Source organism: Spongiivirga sp. MCCC 1A20706 (assembly GCF_046524175.1).
In the GTDB taxonomy this organism is placed as follows: domain Bacteria; phylum Bacteroidota; class Bacteroidia; order Flavobacteriales; family Flavobacteriaceae; genus Spongiivirga.
Genome location: NZ_JBEFZF010000001.1, coordinates 132,546 through 153,890, shown reverse-complemented (window position 1 = coordinate 153,890; position 21,345 = coordinate 132,546). Strand labels below are relative to the sequence as shown.

The 21,345-nt window shown below is 36.3% G+C and carries 16 protein-coding genes; 5 read left to right on the top strand and 11 right to left on the bottom strand.

Annotated features, from left to right (window positions below):
* Positions 1-89 precede the first annotated feature (89 nt).
* Positions 90-1,166, bottom strand: coding sequence for a peptide chain release factor 1 (gene prfA, locus ABN763_RS00695; protein ID WP_410483479.1), 1,077 nt, complete (start codon positions 1,164-1,166; stop codon positions 90-92).
* Between the two features lie 482 nt (positions 1,167-1,648).
* Between prfA and ABN763_RS00690 the strand changes: the two genes are divergently transcribed.
* Entirely contained in the window at positions 1,649-2,248 is a 600-nt protein-coding gene (locus tag ABN763_RS00690; RefSeq protein WP_410483478.1) for an ATP-binding cassette domain-containing protein, read from the top strand.
* 67 nt (positions 2,249-2,315) lie between these two features.
* On the opposite strand, the gene ABN763_RS00685 is transcribed toward ABN763_RS00690, so the two are convergent.
* A complete protein-coding gene (locus ABN763_RS00685; RefSeq protein ID WP_410483477.1) occupies positions 2,316-3,494 on the bottom strand; it encodes an AIR synthase related protein in 1,179 nt (392 codons plus the stop codon).
* A gap of 77 nt (positions 3,495-3,571) precedes the next feature.
* Positions 3,572-5,758, bottom strand: coding sequence for a glutamine synthetase III (locus tag ABN763_RS00680; RefSeq protein ID WP_410483476.1), 2,187 nt, complete (start codon positions 5,756-5,758; stop codon positions 3,572-3,574).
* Positions 5,759-5,944: 186 nt separating this feature from the next.
* Here ABN763_RS00680 and ABN763_RS00675 point away from each other — a divergent pair, with 186 nt between their 5' ends.
* Positions 5,945-6,955, top strand: coding sequence for a glutamine synthetase beta-grasp domain-containing protein (locus tag ABN763_RS00675; RefSeq protein WP_410483475.1), 1,011 nt, complete (start codon positions 5,945-5,947; stop codon positions 6,953-6,955).
* Positions 6,956-7,144: 189 nt separating this feature from the next.
* Here the strand turns inward: ABN763_RS00675 and ABN763_RS00670 are convergent, their stop codons facing one another.
* Complete coding sequence (locus tag ABN763_RS00670) at positions 7,145-8,080, bottom strand: calcium/sodium antiporter (protein ID WP_410483474.1); 936 nt, start codon at positions 8,078-8,080, stop codon at positions 7,145-7,147.
* Between the two features lie 319 nt (positions 8,081-8,399).
* Between ABN763_RS00670 and ABN763_RS00665 the strand changes: the two genes are divergently transcribed.
* From ABN763_RS00665 to ABN763_RS00655, 3 genes are all read left to right on the top strand, one after another.
* Positions 8,400-8,756, top strand: coding sequence for a BlaI/MecI/CopY family transcriptional regulator (locus ABN763_RS00665; RefSeq protein WP_410483473.1), 357 nt, complete (start codon positions 8,400-8,402; stop codon positions 8,754-8,756).
* Between the two features lie 2 nt (positions 8,757-8,758).
* Positions 8,759-11,278 (top strand): peptidoglycan DD-metalloendopeptidase family protein, encoded by a 2,520-nt coding sequence (locus ABN763_RS00660; RefSeq protein ID WP_410483472.1) that lies wholly within the window; start codon positions 8,759-8,761, stop codon positions 11,276-11,278.
* A gap of 515 nt (positions 11,279-11,793) precedes the next feature.
* Entirely contained in the window at positions 11,794-11,946 is a 153-nt protein-coding gene (locus ABN763_RS00655; protein WP_410483471.1) for an SsrA-binding protein, read from the top strand.
* Here the strand turns inward: ABN763_RS00655 and ABN763_RS00650 are convergent.
* The 7 genes from ABN763_RS00650 to ABN763_RS00620 form a co-directional block, all read right to left on the bottom strand.
* Positions 11,943-12,452 carry an adenine phosphoribosyltransferase gene (locus ABN763_RS00650; protein WP_410483470.1) on the bottom strand — a complete coding sequence of 170 codons (510 nt, stop codon included), beginning with the start codon at positions 12,450-12,452 and terminating at the stop codon, positions 11,943-11,945. The two genes, ABN763_RS00655 and ABN763_RS00650, sit on opposite strands and share 4 nt — an antisense overlap.
* 159 nt (positions 12,453-12,611) lie before the next feature.
* Positions 12,612-14,243, bottom strand: a complete 1,632-nt coding sequence (gene pckA / locus ABN763_RS00645) for a phosphoenolpyruvate carboxykinase (ATP) (RefSeq protein WP_410483469.1) — start codon at positions 14,241-14,243, stop codon at positions 12,612-12,614.
* 19 nt (positions 14,244-14,262) lie between these two features.
* Positions 14,263-16,104 (bottom strand): SLC13 family permease, encoded by a 1,842-nt coding sequence (locus ABN763_RS00640; RefSeq protein WP_410483468.1) that lies wholly within the window; start codon positions 16,102-16,104, stop codon positions 14,263-14,265.
* Between the two features lie 17 nt (positions 16,105-16,121).
* Entirely contained in the window at positions 16,122-16,907 is a 786-nt protein-coding gene (locus ABN763_RS00635; RefSeq protein ID WP_410483467.1) for a universal stress protein, read from the bottom strand.
* A gap of 273 nt (positions 16,908-17,180) precedes the next feature.
* On the bottom strand, positions 17,181-18,671 hold the full coding sequence (locus ABN763_RS00630; protein ID WP_410483466.1) for a TolC family protein: 1,491 nt from the start codon (positions 18,669-18,671) through the stop codon (positions 17,181-17,183).
* Positions 18,649-20,022, bottom strand: coding sequence for an ABC transporter permease (locus ABN763_RS00625; RefSeq protein ID WP_410483465.1), 1,374 nt, complete (start codon positions 20,020-20,022; stop codon positions 18,649-18,651). Before ABN763_RS00625 ends, ABN763_RS00630 begins: the two co-directional genes overlap by 23 nt.
* Positions 20,022-21,266, bottom strand: a complete 1,245-nt coding sequence (locus ABN763_RS00620; RefSeq protein ID WP_410483464.1) for an efflux RND transporter periplasmic adaptor subunit — start codon at positions 21,264-21,266, stop codon at positions 20,022-20,024. Before ABN763_RS00620 ends, ABN763_RS00625 begins: the two co-directional genes overlap by 1 nt.
* Positions 21,267-21,345 lie beyond the last annotated feature (79 nt).

Sequence of the window (21,345 nt, the reverse complement as noted above, 5' to 3'; positions counted from 1 at the left end):
CTATTATTATTTTCAAGTTTTTTCAAAAAGCAAAAAGAGCCGATAAACGGGGTTTATTGGCTCTTTTTTTAACGGTTTACTACCAGTAGTTAGATGACTTCACCAGCCTCTTTCAACTTTTCTGTATTTTGTACCAACTGCAACTCATCTATGATCTTTTGAATGTCACCATTAATAATGTTTTGTAAATCATATAGGGTAAGGTTAATTCGGTGATCGGTTACTCGGCCTTGCGGATAGTTATAGGTTCTAATTTTAGCAGATCGATCCCCGCTACTTACTTGGCTGCTTCGCTTAGCAGCATCCTCCTCTTGTTTTTTGGCCAGCTCAAGATCATATAGACGTGAACGTAATACCTTAAAGGCTTTTTCCTTGTTTTTATGTTGCGATTTTTGATCCTGGCATTGCGCTACTAATCCCGTGGGTACATGCGTAAGCCGCACGGCAGAATAAGTAGTGTTAACCGACTGCCCCCCAGGCCCGGAAGAACAGAAATAATCAATACGAACATCTTTAGGATCTATCTGTACGTCAAATTCTTCTGCCTCAGGTAACACCATTACAGTAGCCGCACTGGTATGTACACGTCCTTGAGTCTCCGTTTGTGGTACCCGTTGTACCCGATGCACACCCGCTTCAAACTTTAAAGTACCATACACCTCTTCACCTGTAACTTCAAACTGTATTTCTTTAAAACCACCGGCAGTTCCTTCGCTAAAGTCAATCACACTCACCTTCCAGCCTTTACCTTCACAATATTTGGTATACATACGGTGTAAATCTCCGGCGAAAATACTTGCTTCATCGCCACCAGTACCTGCGCGTACTTCAACCACGACATTCTTACTATCTTCAGGATCTTTTGGGATTAACATTAGCTTGATTTCCTCTTCAAGTTTTGGCAGTTTTTCCTTGGCTTCTTCTAACTCCATTTTTGCCATTTCAACCATTTCAGCATCACTACCATCAGCTATAATCTCCTCGGCTTCCTTAATATTGTCAGTAAGTTGAATATAGACAGCGCGCTTATCAACTAGGTTTTTAAGATCCTTATACTCCTTATTTAACTGAACATATTTCTTCTGATCAGAAATAATATCTGGTTGTATAATTAAGTCACTTACCTCGTCAAAGCGTTGTTTTACTATTTGTAATTTCTCTAGCATAAATCTGTTCCAATTCTAAGATCGTAAAGGTACACTTTTTGAAGACTTTTCTATCGTTCCCTTGTGCATATTGCGTCTAGTTGAATATTAAAAATATAATTAATTCTCTCGGTCGGGCTTTATGCACAACAGGGTAGCCAACTTCAATCCCTAATGCGATGTTAATCTTTTTGCAGCTTCCTGATGAAATCATAATTTTCATGAATGCAACTATCAGCAATACTGCACTTTTACAAACAATTTCTGCAGTCTACAAGCTTTATAAGCTTAATAGCTCTTTTTTTAACTGGTAATAATGCTGTATTTATAACTGCCAAAATAATTTGTTCATTCGCTATTATCTGGGGATATTCAAGCAACAGGCAAAAAAACATTCTTGCTTTCTATCATAATCTTGGTATTACCAAAACGAAGCTGATCTTGATTTTTGTTTTACTGGATTTTATGCTTTGTGCCACCATCCTATTATTTAAGACATGGTTATGGTCGTTGAAATAGATAATGTTGAATTAAGTTTTGGTGTGAAAACCATATTAAATGGGGTTTACCTAAAGGCAGAAACCGGAAAAGTAACCGGACTCTTAGGCCGGAATGGCTCAGGTAAAAGCAGTTTGCTATCCATTATTTTTGGAAGCCTACAACCTAAATATAAGTTGGTTCGGGTTGATAAAAAGCCGGTTGTAAGAAAATTATACACCACGGGAAAGGTATACTTATCCTCACAAATACAGACAATACCAAACTTTATGAAGCTTCATAAAGCATTCTATTTACAGCAAATTTCATGGACCTCCTTTGTTAGTGATTTTCCTCAATTAGAAAAATACAAAAATAAGAGACCGGAAAACTTGTCAAGTGGTGAATTACAACTAGTAGAAATTTACTTAGCCTTATTCTCAAACAAACCAATTATTTTGTTAGATGAACCCTTTATGCATATTGCGCCTATTTATGTCGAAAAAGTAAAAGAATTCATTAAGCAGCAAAAAAATAACAAAGCCATTATTTTAACTGATCATTATTACCAAACCGTAATCGATGTAGCAGATGATATCTATCTCCTAAAAAACAGATGTACTTAAAAGATCGATCGACTTACAGAACTGGAAGATTATGACTATTTACCAAATGGAGTTATCGCTAAGAAAACTAATAGGTAAAGGAGCCAAACTCACTTTTAATAGTCAGCTTTTTAGAATCAGCCGCTTCTACTCGACCGACAATTTGAGCATCGACATTAAATGACTTTGAAATTGAAATGAGATCATCAGCAATGGAAGCGTCTACATATAATTCCATTCGATGTCCCATATTAAACACTTGATACATCTCTTTCCAATCGGTTCCGGACTGCTCCTGTATCAACCGAAATAAAGGAGGTATCTCGAACATATTGTCCTTTATAATATGCAGCCCATCTACAAAATGAAGAATTTTTGTTTGCGCACCACCGCTGCAGTGAACCATTCCATGAACCTCTTTCGCATCGTATTTCGAAAGAATTTCTTTAATAATTGGTGCATAAGTTCGTGTTGGCGATAACACTAGTTTACCGGCATCAATCGGAGCATCTTCAACGGTATCTTCTAATTTAGTATTGCCTGAATATACCAGTTCAGATGGTACGGCGTGGTCATAACTTTCAGGGAATTTTTCAGCTAAATACTTCCCAAAGACATCATGCCTGGCCGAGGTTAGCCCATTACTTCCCATCCCGCCATTATATGCTGTTTCGTAGGAGGCTTGCCCATATGATGAAAGCCCAACAATAACATCTCCAGCTTTAATATTAGCATTGTCAATGACATCAGTACGCTTCATTCGCGCAGTTACGGTACTATCAACAATAATTGTCCTAACTAAATCGCCCACGTCAGCTGTTTCTCCTCCAGTGGAATGTATGGTGACACCAAAACCTTTTAACTCTTCAATAAGTGCTTCAGTACCATTAATTATTGCAGAAATCACTTCGCCCGGAATCAAGTTTTTATTTCTACCAATAGTAGAAGATAGCATGATATTATCGGTCGCACCAACACACAACAAATCGTCAATATTCATGATCAACGCATCTTGCGCAATTCCTTTCCAAACAGAAATATCACCCGTTTCTTTCCAGTACATATAAGCCAAGGATGATTTGGTCCCGGCACCATCTGCGTGCATTATCAAACAATATTCATCGTCATTGGTAAGATAATCTGGTACTATTTTGCAAAAAGCCTTCGGAAAAAGCCCCCTGTCAATGTTCTTAATAGCGTTGTGTACATCTTCTTTTGATGCTGATACACCTCTTCCCGAATAACGTTGTGAAACTTCTGAACTCATGAATTTTTGTTGTACAGCAAAAGTAGTATTAATCTAAAAAAAATTACTGCTTTCATAGTAATGAAAGCATAATTTTATTAACGTGTAAACAACAATTCACGATACTTTGTTAATGGCCAAAGTTCGTCGTCAACCAATAGTTCAAGCTTGTCACAATGATATCGTATTTCTTCAAAATAAGGTTTTACCTTATCGCAGTACATAGCCGCTTTTTTACCAAGATCGATTAAGGCATTTGCTTTTTTACGTTCTTCTATCATTTGGGTAACACCGGCATTAATCTTTTCGATATGGTTTGAAATTTGTTCAATCAAATCCATTTGCTCTAACGCCATTTTTTTGAATGATGTCCCATAAATATCTTTTAATCCCTTCACGTTATCGATCAATAAATTCTGATATTTTATCGCTGTGGGGATAATATGGTTTCTAGCCACATCACCAAGCACGCGCCCTTCAATTTGAATGCGTTTAGCATATTCTTCTACTTCAATTTCATAACGCGCTTCTAACTCGACTTTGTTCATCACTTTCATTGTTGAGAATACATCGATAGTCGATTTTTCAATTTGAATTTTAAGCGCTTCGGGAGTGGTTTTATTATTGCTTAGTTTTCTTTTTTTCGCTTCTTTTTCCCAAGATTCATCATAGCCGTTACCGTCAAAAAGTATGCGCTTTGAACCTTTTATATACTCTCTAAGCACATTAAAAATAGCCTCATCTTTTTTCAAACTTTTTTTATCAATAAGCTTGTCTACTTCTATTTTAAAATCCTGTAATTGCTTAGCAACAATCGTATTCAAAATAATCATAGGCTTCGCACAATTGGCTTTAGAACCTACAGCTCTAAACTCAAATTTATTTCCTGTAAATGCAAAAGGAGAAGTACGGTTTCTATCCGTATTATCTAATAAAATCTCAGGGATCTTGCCGACGACGTTGAGTTTTAAATCGGTTTTTTCCTGCGGAGAGAGTTTACCAGTCGTGACCCCCTCTAGCTCTTTTAATACTTTGGTAAGCTGATCACCAATAAAAACAGACATAATTGCTGGTGGAGCTTCATTAGCGCCCAAGCGATGGTCATTACTTGCTGATGCAATACCAGAACGCATTAGTTCTTCATATTCTTGTATTGCTTTGATTGTATTAATAAAAAAGGTAAGAAACTGTAAGTTACTCATTGGGGTTTTACCTGGGCTTAGTAAGTTAACACCAGTATCAGTTGTTAAAGACCAATTATTGTGTTTTCCCGAGCCATTAACACCTTTAAAAGGTTTTTCATGCAACAATACTTTAAAATGATGTCTTGCTGCTACTTTGCCCATTAAATCCATCACCAACGAATTATGGTCAACAGCCAAATTAGCTTCTTCATAAATTGGCGCCAATTCAAATTGATTTGGTGCTACCTCATTATGTCTGGTCTTTACTGGAATACCTAGCAACATACATTCTTTTTCAAGATCTTGCATAAATCGCAATGCTCTGGTGGGTATACTACCAAAATAATGATCGTCTAGTTGTTGCCCCTTAGCTGATGTATGCCCTAGCAAGGTTCTTCCAGTCATTGTAAGGTCTGGTCTTGCCATAACCAAGGCTTCATCAATTAAAAAATATTCTTGCTCCCAACCTAAAGATGCATTTACTTTACGAACACTTTTATCAAAATACTTCGCAACATCAGAGGCAGCTTCATCAACGGCATGAAGCGCTCTTAATAATGGTGTTTTATAGTCTAACGCTTCTCCGGTATAGGACACGAACACCGTAGGTATACATAAGGTTGTACCGTATATAAACGAAGGCGATGAAGGGTCCCAAGCCGTATACCCACGTGCTTCAAATGTATTACGAATACCCCCGTGTGGGAAGCTAGATGCATCAGGTTCTTGCTGCACAAGCTGCCCACCATCAAACTTTTCAATACCTTGATTGCTGTCTAACAGTTCGAAAAAAGCATCATGTTTTTCAGCAGTTGCACCAGTTAAGGGTTGAAACCAATGGGTATAATGAGTTACACTTTTAGACATGGCCCAATCCTTCATTGCTGCAGCAATTTGGTCAGCCACTACTCTTTTTATTTTTGAGCCGTTAACAATGGCATCTTGTACACTCATAAATGCGTCTGTTGTGAGGTATTGACGCATTGCTTTTTCATTAAATACATTTACTCCGAATAAAGCCGATCTTTTCTCGTTATCATCAATAATAATAGGCTTACGCCCCATTGTTTTCTTCAAAGCATCAAATCGCAGCGTTGACATATCTATATTTTTAAGCAAATATATTGTTAATAATTAATTTTAAATATCCATACCCCCTATTTTTTTAGGGTGTTGATAAATATATCTTGTTTATTGGCATTTTACCCCCTTAATTTTGATAGCCTTTCTTAAAAACTCATATATTTGCTGCGAAATTTTGTTAGTTCAAAAAAAGAATCACCTATTATGAGTAAATCTAAATTAGAGTACATCTGGCTTGATGGTTACAAACCCACAGCTAACCTAAGAAGTAAAACTAAAGTTGAAGACGATTTTAGCGGTAAACTAGAAGACTGTCCTATTTGGTCTTTTGATGGAAGTTCTACCCAACAAGCAGAAGGAGGATCTTCTGATTGCTTACTAAAGCCAGTGGCTATATATCCTGATCCTGTAAGAAAAGACGGATACTTAGTAATGACCGAAGTATTAAATGCTGACGGTACTCCACATGAATCAAATTCAAGAGCAACAATTGATGATGATGACAACGATTTCTGGTTTGGTTTTGAGCAGGAGTACTTCATCATGGATGTAAATACACAGTTACCACTTGGTTTCCCAATTGGTGGTTATCCAGGACCTCAAGGTCTATACTATTGCTCTGTTGGTGGTAAAAACACTTGGGGTCGCGAGTTCGTTGAAGAACATGCCGATCTTTGTATTGCTGCAGGATTAAACTTTGAAGGTATTAACCAAGAAGTGGCTGCAGGACAATGGGAATTCCAATTATTTGCTAAAGGTGCTAAGAAAGCGGGGGATGAAATTTGGATTGCTAGATACTTATTGGATCGTTTAACAGAATCATATGGATACTATATTGAATATCACCCAAAACCTGTAAAAGGAGATTGGAACGGTTCTGGAATGCACGCTAACTTCTCAAATACGACTTTAAGAACATGTGGATCTCAAGAAGTTTACGAAAAAATATGTGAAGCATTCAGACCTGTGGCAGCAGAACATATTGCTGTGTACGGAGAATTTAATGATCAACGTTTAACAGGGTTACACGAAACTGCTTCGATTCATGATTTTAGTTACGGAATATCTGACCGTGGGGCTTCTATTCGTATTCCTATTATCACCGTTGAAAAAGGATGGAAAGGTTGGTTAGAAGATCGTCGTCCAGCATCTAACGGAGATCCGTACAAAATTGCGGGTAGAATCATCGAAACTGTAAAGTCTGCTGATGTTTAATTAGTAAGCTTAGAATATATTAGTAAAAGCCATCTTCAACAAGATGGCTTTTTTATTGGATAAATTCAAAGAGGTCAAACTACAAAACCCGAAAATTAAATTATTTAAATTCCAAATAGATTACCATTTGCTTTCGTTAAAAGCTAATTCAACGGGCAGTTAAAAAATCAAATAACCATTAATAGAAGCCTAGGTAAGCGTTACATATAAAAACGCCATGTACAAGCCGAGTAACACAATACCATCTCGCCAGCCTAATCGAAATCCTCTAGGCAAAAATACCAGAGGAAGCACAATAAATGATATCCCCAGCATCCAGAAAATATCACTAGTTAGTAACCCCTGGTCAATCACTTTAACAGGCGTTATCATTGAAGTAATACCAAGTACTGCACCAATGTTAAAGATGTTTGAGCCTATAAGATTACCCAGTGAAATTGCTTTTTCCTTTTTAATTACCGCAATTATAGATGCAGCAAGTTCAGGTATACTGGTACCAATGGAGACCACGGTAATACCAATAATACGCTCACTAACACCAAAGGCAGCTGCCATGCTTTTAGCGCCTTCAATAAGTAATTCTGATCCTCCCCATAATCCAAAGCCTCCTATTGCCAGAAATAGAATGACCTTATACAAAGGTATTACTTCATCATCTTCTGGAGATTCATCGACAACAGCAGGTTGTTGAAAACGCAGTAAATACACCAAAAATGCGATGAGTAAAACAAAAAAGATTACGCCTTCATACCAAACTAATACACCATCAAAGGCAATAAATAGATACAACAAAACAGATATAAGCATCATCATAGGCCAATCTGTTTTGTAAAAACCTTTTTCAACTTGAATGGCCGATAAGCTAATAGTGATACCCAATACCAAAGCAAGATTGGCAATATTCGATCCGACCACATTACCTAAAGCAAGATCCGGGGAACCATCTAATGCTGATTTAATACTGACGATAAGTTCTGGCGCTGATGTGGCAAAAGACACGACGGTCATACCAATTACAATCTTTGGGATGTCTAGACGTAACGAAAGACCAACAGCGGCCTTCAACAGAAGATCTCCGCCAACTATGAGTGCAGCTAACCCACCAATTATAAAGATATAATCCATCCCAAAAATTTGCTGCGAAGATAGTTACATTTAAGAATGTAGAATGATGAATGGTAAATTATTCTTTTCTGGATAATAGATCGATGATTTAAGTGACAAAATTTTAATTAATAGAAGCTAGAAACAGAAGACAAAAACCAAGATACAAGGACTGAGAACAATGATTTTACGTGCCCTAAAAACCATGAGAGTGTTTCTACACCCCTACCCAAATACTTTTTCAACTTTCACTGCTAAAACTATAAATTTCGTTAAATAACTATTTTTATAGTTTTAAAACTGTTTTTTTAGTTATATTCGTCTCATTAATTTATCAATCATGCACAAACTCACTAATAAAGAAGAAGAAATTATGCATATTTTATGGAAGCTAGAAAAAGCTTTTGTAAAAGAGGTTTTGGCCGAAATCAAAAATGATCCCCCGCATTACAATACATTGTCAACCATTATCAGAAATCTTGAAGACAAAGGTTATGTCGCCTATGAAGCGTTTGGAAAAACGCATCGCTACTACCCTATTGTTAGTAAAGAAGATTACAGAAAACGGTTTATGAATAAAGCCATTGAAAGTTACTTTAACAATAGCTATAAAAATGTGGTTTCTTTTTTCGCAAAAGAAGAAAAAATTAGCGTGGAGGACCTTAAAGAAATTATCAAACTTATTGAAAAAGAATAGTAATGGAAACCTTTTTTATCTACCTAAGCAAGGTAGCAGCGATTACCATTATTTTTTACGGCTGTTACCAACTATTTTTAAAAAAACATACTTTTTTTAATGCCAACCGTCATTTCCTAGTTGCGGGTTTAGTTGCTGCCTTGGCATTGCCCTTTCTGGTATTCACGAAAACAGTTTATATCGACAAACCGGTTTTAGAACAAACGTCAGCAATAACATCCACAATAATAGAACCAGCAGAACGTACAACCGCAGTTGTGCAGAAACAATTTGAGATTGACTGGTTAATGATATTTGCAATAATTTACACGATTGGTGTGCTTTTTATGTTAGGCAGATTATTCCTTCAATTTGTGGCTTTACGTAAATTAATCAACACCTATCCTACCAGCTTTGAAAGTGGTTTTAAATTGGTAGAGGTCGATACAGAAATAGCACCTTTTTCATTTTTCAACACCATTGTATTTAATCCTAGCTTATACACCAAAGATGAGTTAGCCGTCATATTGGCTCATGAGAAAGCCCACTGTTCTCAACGACATAGTTTAGACCTTATTGCAACCGAACTGTTCATTGCTTTGCAATGGTTTAATCCGTTTTCTTGGTTGTATAAACGTAGTATTCAACAAAACTTAGAATTTATTGCGGACTACGAAGCATTGACCAAAACACACTCAAAGGCTCATTATCAGAAAACACTTTTAAAAGTATCCATCGGTCAATATAACCTCACATTGACCAATAATTTTTTCAATTCATTAATCAAAAAACGAATAGTAATGATCAATCAACAATCTTCGCAAAAGCGAAATTTACTTAAAATGGCTTTCATCCTACCATTTTTAGCAATCTTTATGTATAGTTTTAATGTAAAGGAAGAGACAAAATTTAAAACAGAACCACCAGCTGTTAAAATTGCAGATGAATATATAAGTCCCATTGCCAAAAAAGATCTACAAAAAATCACCTCGGATTTTGGGATGCATAAAAGTCCATTTACCAAAAAAATGGAATTTCATAATGGTATCGATCTCGTTGCCAAGATTGGAACCGAAGTTCTTGCTGCTTCTAGTGGCCAAATTATCCTAGCCAAGAATGACGGAAAACATGGCAACAGATTAATTATTGAACATAAAGATGGTAATAAAACTAGCTATTCGCACTTGCAAAAGTTCAATGTTAAGGTAAATGATCACGTAAATATGGGCGATGTGATCGCCTTTGTCGGCAACACCGGATTATCTACTGGATCGCATTTACATTTTGAAGTTTTGAAAGAAGGTAATGCCCTTAACCCTAGATTAGTGGTTGCAAGCTTAAAAACTGTAGACACATCGGGACACCATAATGAGAGCGTCAATTCGAGCACACAAGATAAGGGAAAAGAAAAAATGGGTGAAAACCCACTGATTATCCTTAATGGCAAAGCAGCTCACATCAAGGAGACAGAAACGGAAGAACTGCATATCTTGGGTGAACTAAAAATGATAAAACCAAGTAAAGCCATTAAAAAATATGGTCAAGCTGCAAAAGACGGTGCTTATGAAGTTAAAGGTGAAATCAAACTTGTACCCAAGAAGAATATCAAGAAACTAAGTTCAAATGAAACGGTATCCTTCAAAATAACAAAAAATACAAGTGAACAAGAACTTGATAAATTAAAAGAACTAGCTAAGAACAAATACAACTGCGAGCTGAAAATTGAAAACCTAAAGCGCAATTCGAAAGGGATAATCACTGACATTAGCATAAGTTTTGCTAACAAGAATGGGACTGCAAGTAGTTCTCAGAATAACAATAAGGGCATTGCGCCTATTATTTTTGGCTATGATGATGACGGTGGTATTTTCATTACTTCTGATACTAAAATGATACATAACAATAATCAATGGGTATTGGACACCGGCGTTGAATTAATTGAACAAATTGAGGAAGAAGAAAAAGATGAAAAAGAAGAAGAAGAAATAATTGTAGAACAAAAAATAATCAACAAACACTACATTAATAATACCACAAGCGATCAAGGAATTCAAAAAGTTAAATCAAACCTCAAAAAGCATGGAAACCTCGATTTGAAAGTTGAAAAACTAAAGCGCAACAAACTAGGAGAAATCATTCGAATCAAACTAACCTTAAGTGATGGTAAAGGAAAACTGTCGAGTGCAACCTTTAAAAATTCTAAAAATACACCCATACCGACTATTATGGTAGGCAAAATCAATGGCCAATTAATTGTAAGCTCAACCACCGAAGTAGTAGAAGAGGTAATTGAAGAATCTATTGCTATTAGAGAGGAAGCATCGGATGCTTTAGAAGAACTTCAAGAAATTACTCGTATAGAAACCGATAAAGAAAAGCGCCCACTAATTATTATTGATGGCAAGGAAACTAAACTAGATACGTTTACCAATTTAGATCCTGACAATATAGAATCTGTATCGGTTTTTAAAAATGAATCAGCCATCAAACTTTATGGTAAAAAAGGAAAAAACGGTGTAGTCGTTATCAAACTAAAGAAATAATTTTTTACACAAAAACCATCTTAAAAAGCACCTTACAAAAGGTGCTTTTTTTTATGGTAACAATTGTAGGAAAAAGATGAAAACATCAAAAAATGTCATTTTCAAGATGAAATGCCCCTTGGTTTTAAAAAACCATCCCAAAAAGCCCCTACAACTATTACTATTTAAAACTAAAAATTACATTTATAACTTCAATTTATAATTTTATTGAAGACCGATATATAAATATTGAAACATATTCTATTTTTTCACTTATAAACATGTATTCAATTGTATAGATTTCGATCAAAACATTTGGCAGCATGATTTTTATCATTCATATTGGCTGAACAATTGATTATCGAAGCTATTAATTAACCTTTTAAAACCACTAACAAATGATCGCTTTACTTGTTTACGTCGTTACTACCGCATTAGAAGTTTTTATTGGATAAACACCTCTAAGCAACCACTAAAGGCTACCCAAAATCCTAGGCTGGGTAATTTTTAGTAATTTTCGACTCAAATTAAAATCTATGAAGCGAAGTTGGTTCAAATTTTTAGCAACAATCAACAAAGCACTTTTACCAAGCTTTACTAAAAGACGTTTAGATCTTTCGAAAGCATCAAAATGGCAGATGGCTATTTTTGGATGGAAATTGTATGTAACTAAACGAGCTTTAGACTAGTATTTCACTACCGACTTAATGGGAAAGGCAATTTTTTCACTTCCTTTCAAAAACTCCAATTCCATTATAAAATTACACTGGACAATGATACCACCCGCTTTGGTAACCAAATCGCATGCTGCTTTAGCAGTACCTCCTGTTGCAAGTACGTCATCGTGAATTAAGACATGCTCTCCTTCTCGTATAGCGTCAGTATGCATTTGTAAGCTATCTGTTCCGTACTCAAGCTCATAACGTTCCTCAAAAGTAGTATATGGTAATTTTCCTGGTTTTCTAACCGGTACGAAACCCGCATTAAGTTTATTCGCCAACATCGTACCAAAGAAAAAGCCTCGAGATTCTATTCCAACAACTTTATCAATATTCAAATCTGCCGCCAACGCATGCAAGGCTTCAAAGCAGGTATTTAATGCTTCTTTATTAGACAGAAGAGGTGTAATGTCTTTAAAAACAATTCCCGGTTTAGGAAAGTTTTCAATATCTCGAATATATGTATCCAAATCCATTTTTTAAGCGCTTATATCAATCTACTTTTTTCTAAAACTATTATACTGAATTTAAATTTTACAGAAAATGCTCCTAAAATAGGTAACACTCATGTTTTACTTAGCTAAAGTATAAAACATGAGTGTTTTGATTATCAATTTAAAATACAATTCAACTTATTATATATGATCAATTGAGTGGTGTGCATCAATTAATGGACCTCCATTTATAATCTCTTCAGAAGCTTGACTCGCAAACTTATCAAAATTTAAATGAAACGAATGCGCTAATTGAATAGCCTTACTGATATATGCTCCTTTCTGCAACCATGTGTTTATCGGGTCTAGCATTTCACTTGGAATATTGTGGATATACTTTGGCATTTGCAATCCAAAAATAGGGTGTTCATCATAGTCTACGTTATCCAACTCGCCACGCATCGCTGCGGTAATCATAGCTCTGGTATATTTCAATTTAATTCTTGATCCCACTCCATAGGGTCCACCACTCCATCCAGTGTTTACCAACCATACATTAACCCCAGCCTCCGTCATTTTTTTACTCAGCATTTCAGCGTAGACTGTTGGGTGTAAGGGCATGAATGGTTCGCCAAAACACGCAGAGAATGAAGGCACTGGCTCAGTAATTCCTGCCTCGGTTCCTGCCACTTTAGCGGTATAACCTGAAATAAAATGATAGGCTGCCTGACCTGGTGTAAGCTTAGAAATAGGAGGTAAAACTCCAAAGGCATCACAGGTTAGAAAAAAGATGTTTGTTGGGTTTTTAGCGTACGAAGGAATTGCAATATTTTCAATATGGTGAATAGGATAACTTACTCTGGTATTTTGTGTAATACTACTGTCAGTGTAGTCCGGTTCGTTAGTCCCTTCTTTAAAAACGATATTTTCCAAAAGTGCACCTGGCTTAATAGCTCTATAAATATCTGGCTCTTTTTCTTCTGTCAAATCGATCACTTTTGCGTAGCACCCTCCTTCAAAATTAAAAATAACATTATCTGAAGTCCATCCGTGCTCATCATCACCTATTAGCCTTCTATCAGGATCCGCTGATAATGTAGTCTTACCAGTACCAGAAAGCCCAAAAAAGATGGCTGTATCTCCGTCCTCGCCGACATTGGCAGAACAATGCATAGGCAAAACGTTTTTCTCAACTGGTAGTACCAAATTCAAGGCAGAAAAGATACCTTTTTTCATTTCTCCAGTATATGCCGATCCACCAACCAAAGCAATTTTTTTCGTAAAATTTAAAATAGAAAAGTTACCCTGTCTTAAACCAAAAGCTTTTGGGTCAGGGCATACATATCCGGGCGCGCATAATACTAACCACTCTTCTTCAAAGTCAGCAATCTCATCATCTTCCAGCCTTAAAAACATGCTATTGATAAAAAAATTAGACCACGGGTATTCGGTAATTGTTCGAACGTTCATTCGATATGTTGGATACGAACATACATAGCCGTCTCTAGCATAAATCTCTTTTCCAGAAAGATAATTCACTAATTCAGCTTGTAATTTATCAAAGTTATCAGATGTTATTGGTTTATTGATACGTCCCCACCAAACTTTATCCTTTGTATAATCATCTTTTACTAAAAAACGATCATTTGGAGATCTACCGGTAAACTTTCCTGTATTAATAGCTAGCGTACCGTTATCTGTTTCCACCCCCATGCCTCTTTCAACTGTTATTTTTTGAAGTTCTTCAGGGCTAAGGTTCCAATTCACAGTTGCATTCTCAATTCCGTATACTGATAAATCGGCTTTTTTTGGTATTCTTTCAAGTGTTTCCATGATACGTGTTTTTAAATGATTAGAAAGGCCAAATAATTGGCACAAGTATTATTGTTATTGTAAAAAAGAATAGAAGCAATGGCGCCCCTACTTTTAAGTAATCTATAAATTTATATCCCCCTGCCGCCATCACCATGGCATTGGTGGTTGTACCCACAGGTGTTAAAAAGGCGGTTGACGCACTTACCGCTACCGCTATCATAAAAGGCTTGGGAGATACACCTAAGGTCGTAGCAGCTAACAATGAAATAGGAGCCATTAATACCGCGGTCGCCGAATTATTAATAGTTTGACTCATTGCGGTCGTCAAAATGAAAAATGCGCCTAATAAATAAACTGGCCCTGCCTTACCAAAAAAATCGACCAAGCTTTTTGCAGCTAACTGAGCTATCCCCGTTTTTTGTAACGCCATACCCATAGGAATCATCGCTGCAATCATTACAACACTGGTCCAACTTATTCCTTTATAGGCCTTGCTAATGGGTACACAACCCGTAAGCATCATGATTCCTGCACATACTAAGGCAGCAATTGCCCCAGGCAAAATTTTAAACACTAACAGAAAAATCAATACCACTAATGTGAATAATGCTATATATGATTTTAAGGTGAGCTTATCTACATTTTTTGCCATGGCCTCAGGGCTACCTGATATGACCAAGTTTTCATACATAGCGCTTAACGCTTCTATATTTTTCCAAGAACCTCTAATAACAAAGGCGTCACCTGCTTCGATTTTTATATGAGTACCATTTATTGGTTTGTTGGCTCGTGAAGCACCCAAAAGTTGAATATTAAACTGCTTCAAATAACTTCCTAATGGAATACTGCTTCCAACAAGTCTAGATTTAGGAGTAATAATCATTTGTGCCATCCCAACTTCCTGATTAATGAATTCATCTTTCAAGGCTGCCTGATCATCAGGTTTTAAAGGAATAACACCCAACTTGAATTTTCGTATAACATGATCAACATCTCTTGCATCACCCTTTACAGTAATGATATCGTGATATCTCATTTCTGTACTAGGCTTAGGAAATTCAACAAAAGGAAAAATACCTTTAACCATATTAGGGTGTCTTCGTTTCAGTCTCATAACACTTACATGGTAGTTTTTCTCAAAATCCCACTCACTTAAAATGGTGTTTTGTAATGGTGACATTGATCGTATTCTTAAACGATAAAGGTTGTTTCCAATACTGTAATTCTCAATCCATTTATATAGTTCGTCATCAATACTGACTGGCTTGTTATTTGTTTTGTTAGAAGGCAAAAGTCTATAACCAAGAAACCTAAAGTAAAGGATGGCCGCAATGAGTAGCGGAATACCTATTAACCCAATTTCAAAAAAAGAAAAACCTTCAAAACCTTGTTCTGTTAAAGCATTGCTTACAATTATATTAGGAGGAGTACCTGTTAATGTAAGTAAGCCGCCAGTATTAGAACCAAATGCAACGGGCATTAACAATTTTGAGGGCAAGGTAGCAGCGTTCCAAGCTGAAGATACAGTGACAGGTAACAAAGCCGCGACTGTACCTGTGTTACTTACAAAACCAGATAGTACGCTAGAGCCTAGTGTAATAATTACTAACAGTTTTGGAACGCTATTCTTAGCCCACTCCACAAACTTTTTACCAGCGATTGCAGTCCAACCGGTTCTAGATAAACCTTCGCCTATAATAAACAATGCCGCAATCATCATTACAGTAGGATTGCTAAAGCCAGAGAGGGTCTCTTTAACATCCAGGATATCAAAGAGAAACAAAGCGATCATAGACATTAATGCGACCACGTCAGGTGGGAATTTACCCCAAATAAACAACGCTATAGTCACCGCTAAAATGACAAGTACTAAGACCATACTTATTCTATTTGAGATTAATCAATTGCCAAAACTGGAACTTTTGAATGCAATGTTAACGACTTCGTAAGCCTACCCTCAGATGCGTTAGCACTCTCGACATGATTCCTAGGTAATATGGCCAACAAATCGATCTCATTTTTATTAACATAGTCAAAAATACCTTCTAGCATGTCTTCATTTTCCGGATAAGAATGTACCGCATAAAACGACTCCAAATAGTAGTCTAAAGTGCCTTCATTCTTTTCGTTTACCGCAACGTGTGGTGAAGTAGGGTCATCGACAGTCAAAGCAAACACCTTTGCATCAAACGTTCTTGAGATATCCAGTAATACATTTAAAACTTTCGGCTCATTTATTGGATTATCACCAATAGTCAATGCTATTTTCTTAATATTAAAGCTTTCATAATCCTGAGGGACAACGATTACAGCACAATCAGCTTCTAAAACCAATCGTGATGTATTGGTTTCTAAATTATCTTCAGCACCCCTTTCAACCCCTTTGGTTCCCATAATAATTAGATCTGAATCATATTCTTGCTGAAATTTTATTAGGTTGTCAATTAAGGCTCCTTCAGCAGTCAAAAACACTACTTCAATTTTTGGAGGATTCTTAATTGATGCCATTATTCTTTCGAAATGAATTTTTGGGTCATATTCTTCTTCTGGAGCGCTTTTGATATGGGCCAACTGCAAAACCGACCCCTTATTAATTTGCATAAAATCAATAGCATATAATAAAGCATTCTCGGAAGTTGGTGAGGAATCGAACGGAACTAAAATTTTTGTTAGGATACTCATAACTATGCTGATTTTATTTTCAGTTATTAAAATTATGAGGATTAGAAATCAGAAATAATGACAATTATCAGCCAAAAATCAGGTGATTACAACTAAAACGATTTCGTAACAAAAAAATAAAGTTGTGTTACTTTTGTATAGATGTTTGAGGTTATTGTTCCCGAAAACAATTTGGTAATTTCACGAAGCGAAAGAATGAAAATAATCAACGTAACCTACAGAGATACGATGCTTACCTTGGTTATTCGTCAAATTGATCGGTGTATCGACTCGCTAATCAAAAATTAGATCTTCAGCCTGTATTTTGTCTTTTTCGATAAAATCATATAAAGTAAGGCGGCGAAGGGTATAGTAATCTACCCAGAACTTTTCCAAGGATTCTAAGTAATCGACCGCAGCGATATCCTTTTCTTGTTGCGCCAGATTAAGATCAGTAATAGTAATTTTCCCTAAGATAAACCGTGCTTTGGAAATGTCATACCGCTTAGCAGCCACCTCTCTTGCTTTCTGTGCGGTCGCCAGAAACGTTCGTTGATTAGACCAATTGAGTGTATGTAAATAGATTTCTTGTTCGAAAGCTTCCTGATCTTGTTCGATATTAGTATTCGTGAGTTCAAGATCAGCCTCGGCAACTTTACGTTCAGCTTTTGATACGCCCCAGTCAAAAATGGGAACTCCAAGCCTTAAGCTTACACTTTGTTGCCTAAGATAATTACCAAATAGTTGGTCAAACTCTTCACCATTTTGCGATATACCAAAATTAGCGTTTAAGTTAATTTGCAAACGATTGGTACCTTTAACCCTCGCTACTTCCTTTTCTGCTTGCAAACGTCTTCGCCTAAATTCAATAACAGCTTTTCTGTTATTTTGTGCCTCTTCTAATGCCTTTTGCGTGCTCACATCAAAATCTTGTAATTTTTCAGGAATAGACAACTCAATATCTTCTGTTTCTAATCGTAGAAAACGCGCTAGGTTTTGAGATGTTTGTTTTAGGTTTATCTCACTGTTTGTTTTACTATTCTTTGCATTTAACAAACTTAGTTCCAATTGTAGTAATTCGTTTTCAGCAATCTTACCAATTTTAAAGCGGTTTTGTGCAATTTTGTATAACGTATCCTGATTTGCTAGGTTAGTTTCGGCAATTTTTAGTTGAATTTGCGCTCTAAGCAATCCAAAATATCGGCGACAAGTACGAAGTGATATATCTTCCATTTTCTCAACAAAATCTCTCTTAGATTCCTCGTACAACAAAGGTTCTATCTTTTTATCCCATCTAAAAGGGTTGTAAAACAGTGAGTTCTGAAAGTAATTTAGTGAGAACGGAACTATATTATAACGGGTACTGTTGTTATCTCCAAAAATATCAACCCGGTCGAGGCGGGATTGCACTGAAAAAACACCACCTGTAAATGGTACATTTTGGCGTAAAGACAGATTAAGATCAGTCACAGCTTGGTTTTGGTTAACAAAAATATCTTGACCTTGGTCATTTAAAATTCGTTGCACCCTTTCTGAATAATTAGGTAGTGTAGCATCTAATCGTAAACCGGGTAAAAAACCAGCTTTATATCTTCGGTAGGCCCAATATCCTGATTGGTATCGATTAACTGCAGCCTGATAATCTGGTGATTCTTTTTGGGCGACTTTAATTGCCTCGGATAATGTTATGGTTTGGCTTTGTGATTGTAGTTCTAAAGAAAAAATACAACAGCTAATAAATAGGAATAATACTCTCATACGGTTACTCACTTCTAATGGCTTCAATAGGTTTCTTATTTGCAGCAGCACGGGCGGGAAAAATTCCAAATATTAACCCGACTGATGTGGCTACAAAAAATGACAAAATGATAGAATTAATAGTCAATACGGTTTCAATACCCGAAATTTTTTCTAGAAGCATGGATGCGACAATACCTAAAATTACCCCAATAAGTCCACCGCCAAGGCTGATTAAAACTGATTCTGATAAAAACTGCATGACGACATCTTGTTTGGTAGCACCAATGGCTCTCATTATTCCGATTTCCTTTGTTCGCTCGAGAACCGATGCCAGCATGATATTCATGATGCCTATACCTCCTATTAGCAATGATATACCCGCGATAATACTTAGTACTATGTTGAATATCTGCTTCGTTTTTTGTTGTTGTTTTAATAGTTGGATTGGTATGGTTATTTCAAAATCAGCAACATCATTATGTTTGCGTTTAAGCATACGACCAATAACATCGGCTGTCGGTTGTAAAAATGAAGATTCTTGTACTTGTACAGTAAGCTTATCTATTTGATGATAATTACCGCGGGGAATTCTCTTTTTAGGACCTTGATCTCCGCCTCCAAAAATCATTATATTACCTTCAGGCATTGGCGCATCGGATATTATCTTTCGATCCTTGAAACGTACAAGAAAGGTTTTAACAGGAATATAAACATCTCGATTAAGATCACGAATGCCTAAATTATCTTGTGCTTCTGTTGAGATCAATTTTTCCTCAATAACACCAACTATTTTCAACCAAACATTACCTACCTTAATGCTTTTCCCTAGTGGATTTTGCCCAGTAAAAAGCTTGTTTTCAACATTTTTACCGATAATACATACCGGTAGGGCATTATCTTGTTGCAGTCTAGAAAAGTTTTTCCCTTTCTCGATATCGATATCAGAGATTTTAAAGAAGTTATCCTGTACCCCGATCAACTTCATACTTTGCTGCCGACCATTCTGAATCATATAATTATCCATAACGATCTCGGGACTCACTGTTTTTACAGAAGGGATGGTCGAGAGTATGCTTTGGGCATCCAGCAGATCCAGTCCTTTTGAAAATCTTGTAGTAGTTTCTTTTCCTTCAGCACCTTCTTCTTCTCCGCCATTATCATCTTCTTCAACATCTTTGATAGGGGTGATTACGATATTATTTACACCGATTAGCTCCAACTGAGCCAATATTTCTTTTTCAGCTCCTTTACCAATTGCTAGCATGGTAATAACGGCGCCAACGCCAAAAATAATTCCAAGTGCAGTAAGAAATGTTCGAAGTTTATTTGCTGCAATTACACGAAGTGCCTCCTGAATACTTGCATTCAGTTTTTCAATTAATACCTTATCGATCATTAGTCAATAGGCTTAATCGATGCATCTTCGTATCCGTCTGGCTTATTTAAATACACCACATCTCCAGCACCCAATCCGTTTTCGATGATAATATGATCATTATTCGCCTCACCCAATTTTACCTCCTGCTTTACAACAGAAAATCCAGATTTTTTAAAGACATAATTTGTAGAATCTTTAGTGAAGATTGATTCCAGTGGTGCACTCACCACATCCTGTTTGGTACTTGTTATAATACGGTTACTAGTAGTCATACCTGGTCGCAATGCATCATTTGTATTATTTAGCTTGATGAGTACTTGAAATAATTTAACGTCTGAACCTCTTTTCTTTTCTCCAACATTCGCTACGTCAGTTACAACCCCTTCAATTTCCATATCAGGAAACGCGTCAAAACCAATTTTAACTACAAGCCCTTTTTTAATTTTTCTGATGTCCACCTCATTTGCGTAGGTTTTAGATTCCATTTTAGTAAGGTCTGGCAAACTAGCTATTGCAGGATCCCAAGGACTGATATTTCCGCCTACTTTTCTTTTAGCGCCATCCCAATTTTTTACATACGTAATCATTCCAGGACTGTCAGTATAAATAGTAAATGTCTTTTGCAAATTCATTAAATCTTCCAACTTCTTTCTATTTTTAGAGACCTCTGTTCCTACTTCGATCATTTTAGCATCAGCCTGTTGCTTTTTGATAGAATAGTTTTCTTCTTTTTCACGTAAATCCCTCTCCTTTTTCTCTAAGTTGATTTCGAGTTTTCTTATGGTAGCGGGCGGCTCATATATAGATTGTTTTAATTCTAACCGAGTCTCTTCAATCTGAAACTTAAGATCCTTTACAGCGTTGCGTTCTTGCTTTAAAGTTAAGGTCGTATCTAATTGTTGTTGTGTATATTTTGATTGGGCGGTTTCAAGATTTAGCTGGGCATCTAAAATAAGTTCATTAACACCACTGGGGTCTAACTTGCCCACGTAATCTCCTTTTTTAACAATGGTGCCCTCCGGTACCAAATCCTGAATTTTAACTTGATTCAACCGAAATTTTCGAAGGTTTGATGGGCCTTTTATTTTTTGAAGACTTGTTGATTGAAGCTCTCCGGAAATAAATACTTCATCAATGAATTCTCCTGAAGTAACCTCAGCAGTGAGCATAATATCTTCGTCATCTTTGCTACTTATTAAAAAATAAGAGGAAACTAATAGGAGTACAACAAGTGCAGGAATCCAAACTTTTCTGTTCTTCATCAGTTAGTGTAATTAAGGTTAGTATTAGTATGGTGTTAAAACTACAATAATCTTGCTAAGATGAATCTTTTTTAAGATA

What these genes read in the sequence shown, in the direction of transcription:
- prfA (WP_410483479.1), bottom strand. Translation starts at nt 1,166, where the DNA reads ATGCTAGAGAAATTACAAATAGTAAAACAACGCTTTGACGAGGTAAGT.
- ABN763_RS00690 (WP_410483478.1), top strand. Translation starts at nt 1,649, where the DNA reads ATGGTCGTTGAAATAGATAATGTTGAATTAAGTTTTGGTGTGAAAACC.
- ABN763_RS00685 (WP_410483477.1), bottom strand. Translation starts at nt 3,494, where the DNA reads ATGAGTTCAGAAGTTTCACAACGTTATTCGGGAAGAGGTGTATCAGCA.
- ABN763_RS00680 (WP_410483476.1), bottom strand. Translation starts at nt 5,758, where the DNA reads ATGTCAACGCTGCGATTTGATGCTTTGAAGAAAACAATGGGGCGTAAG.
- ABN763_RS00675 (WP_410483475.1), top strand. Translation starts at nt 5,945, where the DNA reads ATGAGTAAATCTAAATTAGAGTACATCTGGCTTGATGGTTACAAACCC.
- ABN763_RS00670 (WP_410483474.1), bottom strand. Translation starts at nt 8,080, where the DNA reads ATGGATTATATCTTTATAATTGGTGGGTTAGCTGCACTCATAGTTGGC.
- ABN763_RS00665 (WP_410483473.1), top strand. Translation starts at nt 8,400, where the DNA reads ATGCACAAACTCACTAATAAAGAAGAAGAAATTATGCATATTTTATGG.
- ABN763_RS00660 (WP_410483472.1), top strand. Translation starts at nt 8,759, where the DNA reads ATGGAAACCTTTTTTATCTACCTAAGCAAGGTAGCAGCGATTACCATT.
- ABN763_RS00655 (WP_410483471.1), top strand. Translation starts at nt 11,794, where the DNA reads ATGAAGCGAAGTTGGTTCAAATTTTTAGCAACAATCAACAAAGCACTT.
- ABN763_RS00650 (WP_410483470.1), bottom strand. Translation starts at nt 12,452, where the DNA reads ATGGATTTGGATACATATATTCGAGATATTGAAAACTTTCCTAAACCG.
- pckA (WP_410483469.1), bottom strand. Translation starts at nt 14,243, where the DNA reads ATGGAAACACTTGAAAGAATACCAAAAAAAGCCGATTTATCAGTATAC.
- ABN763_RS00640 (WP_410483468.1), bottom strand. Translation starts at nt 16,104, where the DNA reads ATGGTCTTAGTACTTGTCATTTTAGCGGTGACTATAGCGTTGTTTATT.
- ABN763_RS00635 (WP_410483467.1), bottom strand. Translation starts at nt 16,907, where the DNA reads ATGAGTATCCTAACAAAAATTTTAGTTCCGTTCGATTCCTCACCAACT.
- ABN763_RS00625 (WP_410483465.1), bottom strand. Translation starts at nt 20,022, where the DNA reads ATGATCGATAAGGTATTAATTGAAAAACTGAATGCAAGTATTCAGGAG.
- ABN763_RS00620 (WP_410483464.1), bottom strand. Translation starts at nt 21,266, where the DNA reads ATGAAGAACAGAAAAGTTTGGATTCCTGCACTTGTTGTACTCCTATTA.